Here is a 4,866-nt window from a genome sequence, read left to right as displayed (position 1 = left end):
CTGCGCGGGAAGGCCCTCGCGTGTGTCTCGTGAAGTCGTCTTATCGGAGACTGCCTCAGGACCGTGCCTTCTATGGGTTTGTGAGTCATGCTTGAGGTATGAGGCTTCTGGGATACACACGTGTGAGCACCGCCGGTCAGGACGCACAGTTGCAAGTGGATGCGCTGGTCGGTCCCGGAGTGCAGAAGCGGGACGTGTTCTCAGATGTGACCTCGGGCAGCAGGACTGCGATCGAGCGTCCCGGAATGAAGCGCCTCCTCGAGTACGCCCAGGACGGTGACACGGTGGTGGCCTGGCGGATCGACCGGCTCGGTCGGTCCCTGATCGATGTCCTCAACACCGTCAACCTGCTGCGCGAGCAAGGGGTGAAGATCCGGTCGATCTCGGACAGCATCGATCCGGAGACCTCGTCGGGCAGGATGATGCTCGGGATGCTCGCCACCCTGGCCGAGTACGAGCGCGAGCTCATCACCGAAAGGGTCAACGCCGGTATTGCCGCGGCGAAGCAGACCGGCACCCGTTTCGGCCGGCCCCCGGTCGACCCGGACGTGATCGCGGAGAAACTTGCGATCGCCGAAGACGCTCGCGCGAAAGGACGTACCGCCGAAGCCGCCGCCCGCCTGGTCGGCTGGTCCCGCGCGACGCTCTATCGCCACCAGCAGGCCGCCCGCACCCGTGACGCTGTTTCCAAACAGGTGTGAGATGGACGGGCTGGACCGGTGGAGGATCCTTCGACTGCACGTCGAGGACGACATCCCGCTGACAGCCCTGGCCAGGGAGACCGGCACCGCCCTGCGCACCCTGGAACGCTGGCACCACCTCTACAAGTCCGGTGGTATCGCCGCCCTCGAACCACAGCGTCGGACAGACGCCGGCACCCGGCGTGCACCGACCGAACTCGTCGCATTCGTCGAGCGCCTCGCGCTGACCCGCCCCCGTCCGAGCATCGCCGCGCTGCACCGGCTCACGGTCGCCGAAGCTGAACGCTTGGACCATCCAGCCCCGAGTTACGCGACAGTGCGCAACATCGTCGGCGCGCTGGATCCAGCGCTGGTGACACTCGCGCTCGACGGGCCGACTGCCTACCGCGATCGCCACGAACTCGTGTTCCGTCACCGCGCCGAGCGACCGAACGCGACCTGGCAGGCCGACCACACCGAACTCGACATCCTCATCACCGGCGCGAACAGCACACCGGAGCGGCCCTGGTTGACCACCGTGATCGACGACTACTCCCGCGCGATCTGCGGGTACATGGTCTTCACCGGCGCTCCCTCGGCGATGAACACGGCACTGGCGCTGCGGCAGGCGATCTGGCGCAAGGAAGAGCCCGCGTGGGCGATGTGCGGCATCCCCGATGTCCTCCACATCGACCACGGCAGCGACTTCACCAGCCACCATCTCGAACACACCGCCGCCGCCCTGAAGATCCGGATGATCTTCTCCACCATCGGCCGCCCGCAGGGCCGGGGGAAGATCGAACGCTTCTTCGGCACACTGAGCACCGAGCTCCTCTCCACCCTGCCCGGCTACCTCGCAGCCGGGACGAAGCCGAAACCATCGCTGGATCTTGCTGCTCTTGATCAGGCGATCGGCGGGTTCATCACGGTATACCCGTCGCCCGGATCTGTGAGACGAACTAGCTGCTGAGCAGACAGAACCGTCAAAGGAGCACGCCTCCGTTGACACCAAGAGCGTGCTCTGGGGCTGCGTTCAGTGCTGTGGGCAACTATGTCGGTTCCCTATCGGTTGCGTTCCCCTGCCCGGCCGTGGCCCAGCGCGGCATTGATATCATGCTTCGCATGGCAGGTTCCTCTGCGGCTGCGGCCGCCGTGACGGAGATGCTCCGCTAGCGGCGGAGCACTAGTCCCTTAACTTTCTCGATGCTTCGCCGCTCCACGGCCAGTCCGGAGCGGCGCTTAGTGCTGCCCGGAGTTCTTTTGAACGATGGAGCACGAATTGGTTCCCACCAAACTTTCTCAACGCAAGACCACGTCAGTGCGGGCTTGGGTAACGCTCGCCTGCCTTTCCATGTTGCAATTCTTGATCGCGGTGGATGTGACCGTGGTCAACGTCGCCCTTCCGTCCATCGGTTCCGAGTTCGGCGCAGACGCCCGCCAACTGACATGGGTTGTCGTGGGGTACACGATCACCGGCGGCGGTCTGCTGATGCTGGGCGGCCGGCTCGGGGACGTACTCGGGCAACGCCGGATACTGCTGATCGGCACAGTTGTGTTTGGTCTCGCCTCACTGCTGGCAGGACTTGCCCCGACATTTCCCTTACTTGTAGCCGCTCGATTACTTCAAGGTGCAGGCGAGGCGCTGGCCTTACCAGCCGCGATGGCTGTGATTGTTCTCCTGTTCCCCGAAGGCTCTGGACGATCACGCGCGCTGAGCGTGTGGGCGGCAGTGGCCAGTTGCGGACTGGTGCTTGGCTTCATCCTCTCCGGAGTCATCACTGAGCTTCTGGGGTGGCGCTGGATCTTCCTCGTATCGGTTCCGTTCATCGTGTTCGTGCTCATAGCCACGAGCATTCTCGTTCCGGTAGACCGACCAAGTAGGCACATCGCGCTCGATCTTCCGGGTTCGCTCCTGTTAACCGCTGCACCACTCATGTTCGCTTTCGGCATCGTTGAAGTGGGAGAGGCTGACGGTTTCCCCCGGTGGGCTGCCGTGACTGTGTTGGCCGGAGCTGTGCTCGCTGCCTACTTGTTCGTTGTAGTCGAACGACGGGCCTCGAATCCGCTGGTACCCCTGGAGTTCTTCCACAATCGGGCGCGAGTGTTGGCCAACCTTGCGACTGCTCTGCTAAGCGCTGCTTTGTCCACATCGTTCCTGCTGTTCACCTTCTACCTTCAGAACCGGCTGGGACTCAGCCCGTTGGAAACGGGACTGACGCTGGTGCCACTGGCCATCTCGCTCGTCGCGGCTGCCACCCTGGTACCTCGATTCCTCGGCCGCTGGGGCGCGCGATTCTGCGCCGTGGCTGGAATCGGGTTCACCGCTCTCGGGATGGTTGCCATCGCCATGGCTACCCATGTGGAGGCGGCGGCCGTCGCGATGATTCCGGCCATGGTCCTCATTGCTGCCGGGATGGGTTTTGGCCTAGTCGGACTTCAGTACGCGGCTGTTACCGGGGTGACCGAAGCGGACGCTGGTACAGCTTCCGGAGTCCAGCGAGCGGCTGACCAGCTCGGCGGCTCTACCGGCATCACCATCTACATTGGCGTCGGCTTCTCTGGAGCGCTGGCCGGAGTAGACCCATTTCTGCTCAGCAGTGCATTTGCACTCCTCGGGCTAATTGGTGCCGGACTGATCGCCATGCGCATCTCAATGCCAAGTCAAGATGCTGAGGAAGACGCGTAGCGGCGCATCCGCCGAGCTAGCTCTCCGTAATGCGTGCGGGACGCATCGCGAACCCGCCTGCTCCGTCTCAGCAGGGAGCAGCGACGGATTCGCGGTGCGTCCAGCGAGGTATACAACGAGCGAACCCATCGAGAGATCGGGACGAGCCCGAAAACGGCCTGGATCGCAGACGGGTGGCTGCCGCGCATGCCCGAGACTCTCGACGAACTCGACGGACTGCTGCTGACGGTGCCCAAACATCGCACGGTCCAGCGCGACGGCATCCACTTCCAAGGCCAGCGCTACCTCTCACCGACCCTGGCGCCGTTCGTCGGCCGACCGGTCACGATCCGCTACGACCCGCGCGATGTCTCCGAGATCCGCGTCTACGACCACGACACCTTCGTCTGCGTCGCCATCGACGAGGCACACCCGAACCAGCGGCTGAGCCTGCGCGAGATCGAGACCGCACGCCGGGCCCGCCGCCGGCAACTGCGCAAGGACCTCAACGACCGCATCCCCCGCATCGCCGCCCGCGAGAAACCCCGCACCACCGCACCTGCCATCCGGCGGTCGAAGCTGCGCACCTACGAAGAGGATGAATGATGACCAAGGACTTCATCGTCACCAAGGAACACCGCCGCTTCATCGAATTCGCCACCGCCGTGCGCAAAGAACACACGATCGGCATCTGTCACGGCGACGCCGGAGTCGGCAAGACCCTATCGGCCCGCCGCTACGCCCACTGGGACACTCTGGAGCCCTTCATTACCGAATGGGGTCCCCGCACCGACGACGACGCAAAACACTACGCCGCCGCCAATCGCACCCGCACCGTGTTCTACACCCCGGAGGTCCTGCCTCGGCACAGACAACTCATGCGCGAGATCGAGCACTTCCAAATCAGGCTCGGGAGCTGCGTCGACGAACACCAGCGCAGTATCGGCAAAGTCACCGGCGCCCACGTTGACGACATCACCAGGTGGGTCGAGCTGCTGATCATCGACGAGGCCCAGCGCCTGACCCCGACCGCGCTCGAACTGCTCCGCGATCACCACGACAGCCACCAGTTGGCGATCATCCTGATCGGCATGCCCGGCATTGACCAGCGCTTCCGTCACTACCCCCAGCTGTACCCCCGACTCGGGTTCTCACACCGCTACCGGGCACTGGGCCGCGAGGAGCTGCTGTTCGTCCTCGACCGACACTGGAAACGCCTCGGGCGCACCCTCGACCCCGATGACCTCACCGACGCACAAGCCATCGCCGCGATCGAGCGCATCACGCGCGGCAACTTCCGGCTTCTCGAACGCCTCTTCCCTCAAATCACACGGGTGCTCAAAATCAACCAACTCGAGACCATCACCGACGACGTCAATGAAGCGGCCGCCAGCATCCTCGTCATCGGCAACTAACGCCACCAAGCGATCACAGAAAACCGCCAACTAGCGATCAGATCCACAACTCATGTCAAGACCCTCCGTCACTACTGTCCAATCTGCCTTCGTTGGACAATTTAGG

At 63.8% G+C, this 4,866-nt stretch carries 5 protein-coding genes; all 5 read left to right on the top strand.

Going from position 1 to position 4,866, the window contains the following annotated elements:
- Positions 1-98 precede the first annotated feature (98 nt).
- The 5 genes from HGBR_RS15030 (at position 99) to HGBR_RS15010 (ending at position 4,760) form a co-directional block, all read left to right on the top strand.
- The gene (locus tag HGBR_RS15030) at positions 99-701 is read left to right on the top strand and encodes a recombinase family protein (protein ID WP_019160176.1); all 603 of its coding nucleotides are present in this window, start codon (positions 99-101) and stop codon (positions 699-701) included.
- A gap of 1 nt (position 702) precedes the next feature.
- Entirely contained in the window at positions 703-1,650 is a 948-nt protein-coding gene (locus HGBR_RS15025; RefSeq protein WP_019160175.1) for a DDE-type integrase/transposase/recombinase, read from the top strand.
- A 297-nt stretch (positions 1,651-1,947) separates the two neighbouring features.
- Positions 1,948-3,366 (top strand): MFS transporter, encoded by a 1,419-nt coding sequence (locus tag HGBR_RS15020; RefSeq protein ID WP_083882930.1) that lies wholly within the window; start codon positions 1,948-1,950, stop codon positions 3,364-3,366.
- Positions 3,367-3,552: 186 nt separating this feature from the next.
- Positions 3,553-3,951 (top strand): Mu transposase C-terminal domain-containing protein, encoded by a 399-nt coding sequence (locus tag HGBR_RS18400; RefSeq protein WP_019160173.1) that lies wholly within the window; start codon positions 3,553-3,555, stop codon positions 3,949-3,951.
- The gene (locus HGBR_RS15010; RefSeq protein WP_019160172.1) at positions 3,951-4,760 is read left to right on the top strand and encodes an AAA family ATPase; all 810 of its coding nucleotides are present in this window, start codon (positions 3,951-3,953) and stop codon (positions 4,758-4,760) included. The genes HGBR_RS18400 and HGBR_RS15010 overlap by 1 nt, the downstream gene beginning before the upstream one ends.
- Positions 4,761-4,866 lie beyond the last annotated feature (106 nt).

Source organism: Brevibacterium senegalense (genome assembly GCF_000285835.1).
Taxonomy (GTDB): Bacteria; Actinomycetota; Actinomycetes; order Actinomycetales; family Brevibacteriaceae; genus Brevibacterium; species Brevibacterium senegalense.
The sequence above is the reverse complement of the archived record's forward strand: the minus strand, read 5'-3'. Positions and strand labels throughout refer to the sequence as shown.

Coding starts and splice junctions, on each gene's coding strand:
- HGBR_RS15020 (WP_083882930.1), top strand. CDS start 1,948: ATGGAGCACGAATTGGTTCCCACCAAACTTTCTCAACGCAAGACCACG.
- HGBR_RS15025 (WP_019160175.1), top strand. CDS start 703: ATGGACGGGCTGGACCGGTGGAGGATCCTTCGACTGCACGTCGAGGAC.
- HGBR_RS15030 (WP_019160176.1), top strand. CDS start 99: ATGAGGCTTCTGGGATACACACGTGTGAGCACCGCCGGTCAGGACGCA.
- HGBR_RS18400 (WP_019160173.1), top strand. CDS start 3,553: ATGCCCGAGACTCTCGACGAACTCGACGGACTGCTGCTGACGGTGCCC.
- HGBR_RS15010 (WP_019160172.1), top strand. CDS start 3,951: ATGACCAAGGACTTCATCGTCACCAAGGAACACCGCCGCTTCATCGAA.